Annotated in this window: 1 protein-coding gene and 1 pseudogene; one reads left to right on the forward strand and one right to left on the reverse strand. The window is 71.5% G+C overall.

Features of this window, described 5'->3' with window-relative positions; translation table 11 throughout:
* Positions 1 to 513 (reverse strand): annotated as a pseudogene (locus VF665_RS17365) (hypothetical protein); the annotation flags it as partial.
* Between the two features lie 220 nt (positions 514 to 733).
* Here VF665_RS17365 and VF665_RS17370 point away from each other — a divergent pair.
* A complete protein-coding gene (locus tag VF665_RS17370) occupies positions 734 to 1,135 on the forward strand; it encodes a hypothetical protein (RefSeq protein WP_331054711.1) in 402 nt (133 codons plus the stop codon).
* The last annotated feature ends 741 nt before the right edge of the window (positions 1,136 to 1,876 follow it).

A 1,876-nucleotide genomic window follows, 5' to 3' on the forward strand; every position in this document is an offset into this window, starting at 1 on the left:
CGTGCCGCCGAACACCACCTCGGCGTTCTGCGCGCGCAGCCGGGGCGCGTATTCAAAGCGGCTTTCCGTGTATGGAAGCGGCACCCAGTCGGCGCCAAGGCGCAGGGCAGCGCCGTCCACCGTCATCGCGGCGCCCTGGCCCAGCCGGGTGACGGCCAGCGGAATGGTCTGAAAAAAGGTGCCGTTCTCGCCCGCGGGCTCCAGCCCCATGCGCTGGAACTCGGCGGCGATGTAGTCCGTGGCCATCCGGTTGCCGATCAGCCCCGCCTGGCGGCCCATCATGGAGTCGTCGGCCAGCACGTACAGACGGCTCATCAGATCGCCGGGCGTGATGTCGGCCACGGTGGGGCGCGCCGTGTACTTGAGCGGGAGCGTGGCTTCCGCCGCGGCCCCGCGGCCGGCAGGCGCGGGGGCGACGGCGGGGTCCTGCACGGATGCGGGCGCGCACGCCTGCGCCGCCGCCAGCGCGGCCGCCACGGGAAGCCCGCGCGCGATGCTGCGATACGAGTTCAAAAGCCTGCTTCCTGGAAGGGTTTGCGGGTCAATGCCGATCAGCGGCGAAGATACAGCGCCGCACCGGTGCGGCAAGGCGCGAGCCGCCGCGTGCGGAGGGGGATACCCGCCGTGCACCGTCAGATGTTCCCGTCAATGGAGTGCGCGGCCGGCGCCGCGGCGCGCGGTATGCTGCGAAGGACAGCGTCCTCGCGCGCTCCTCCCCTCCGGAGATGCCCTCATGCGATCCTCCCTCGTGGTTCTCGCCTTCGGTGCCGCCCTTGCCGCGTGCGGCGGAAATCCTCCCTCGTCCGGATTTGCGCCCGCCGTGCATGGCGGCGCGCGGCTGATCGCCGAGCAGGAGGTGGAAAACAGCACCGCGTCCTCCGCGTATGAACTCATTCAGCAGCTCCGGCCGCGGTGGCTGTACGTGTCGTCCGGGCCCACGACGTTCGGGCGGGAGCCGGGGATCGTGGTGTACGTGAACGAGATGCGGCTGGGCGGATTGCAGAGCCTGCGCGAGGTGGACGCGAATGCGATTCGCAAGGTGGCGTTCATGGATCCCAACGAGGCGACCGGGCGCTTCGGGCTGAACCACACGCACGGCGCGATCCTGGTTTCGCTCAAGGTCGGCGCACCCTGAACCGGCGTTCGTGCGGCGGCCGGGTTCTACGGCCGGTTCACGCGGAGAACGCGGGGGTACGCGGGGGTACGCGGGGAGTGTGGCGCGGAGAGTGAGTCGGGTGCGTTGGGGAGGGATGGCAATGGGCGCGGCAATCGACTGTGCTCAGAACACCCCTGAGAGCGTGCCCCTGAACCCTGCTCGCGTGGCGCCTCGGAGCCTTCGTCGGCGCCAGCGTCGGGTGCGGCGGGCAGGTGCCTCCGGCGCCTTCTCAGGCTCTGAGGGAGGCGCCTCGCCGCGCGGTCCGTCACACCAGACCTTGGCGCCGACCGAAGAATCCCGCGCCACCGCATCCCATGCACGCCCGGTTGCGCGGCGCGCTCGGACGCTGCGGGTGCGGCGAGAGAGGCTGGAGCGCGCCGCGCCGGCCCGCGGCGCCGCGGATGCTTCGGTCCGGGATTCTTCAGTCGCGCATGGATCCGGCGCCGGGCAGGGCGCGGCGCACGCTCCTTCAGAATGACGCCCCGGCGCCGAGGTGGGCGGCAGGAAACCAATGGAGTGGAGGTGCCGCCGCAGGCGGCGCGAGCCGCGCGAACTGGCATCGGGCGCACCGGACCGGTCACATCAGCCGCACCGGGGTTCCTCACCCGGCTCGGACTTCGAGTGTCATTCTGAGCGAGGCGCCGGACCGCACTGTCCGTCACACCGGACTCTGGCGCCGACCGAAGAATCCCGCGCCCCCGCATCCGATGCACGCCCGGT

The sequence above is a fragment of the Longimicrobium sp. genome (assembly GCF_036387355.1).
Classification (GTDB): domain Bacteria; phylum Gemmatimonadota; class Gemmatimonadetes; order Longimicrobiales; family Longimicrobiaceae; genus Longimicrobium.